This is a genomic window from Methylobacterium nigriterrae (assembly GCF_037106235.1).
In the GTDB taxonomy this organism is placed as follows: Bacteria; Pseudomonadota; Alphaproteobacteria; order Rhizobiales; family Beijerinckiaceae; genus Methylobacterium; species Methylobacterium nigriterrae.
Genome location: NZ_JBAWTG010000704.1, coordinates 1 through 298 on the forward strand (window position 1 = coordinate 1; position 298 = coordinate 298).

The following is a 298-nucleotide window of genomic DNA, read 5'->3' on the forward strand; positions in this document are numbered from 1 at the left end:
CACGGGCGACCCCGTGTTGCACTCGCCCGCTGCCAGGGTCACCGATTTCGGCAAGAGCCTGGTCACTCTCGTCTCGGACATGTACCAGACCATGGCCGCGGCCCCCGGCGTCGGCGTCGCTGCGCCGCAGGTCGGCGTCCCGCTGCGCGTCTTCGTCTACGACTGGACCGACGACAACGACGTGAGGTGGCGCGGAGCCGCCATCAACCCGGAACTCTGGGTGACTCCACCGTCGATCGACGAGCTGGACGAGGAGAGCGAGTCAGAGGGCTGTCTCTCGATCCCGGGCGAACGCTTT

The 298-nt window shown here is 67.8% G+C and carries 1 protein-coding gene; it reads left to right on the plus strand.

Translation table 11 applies throughout. The features are described 5' to 3' along the window. Positions 1-298 (plus strand): peptide deformylase (locus WDW90_RS38795; RefSeq protein WP_336492956.1); only part of this gene is annotated, 298 nt, incomplete at both ends.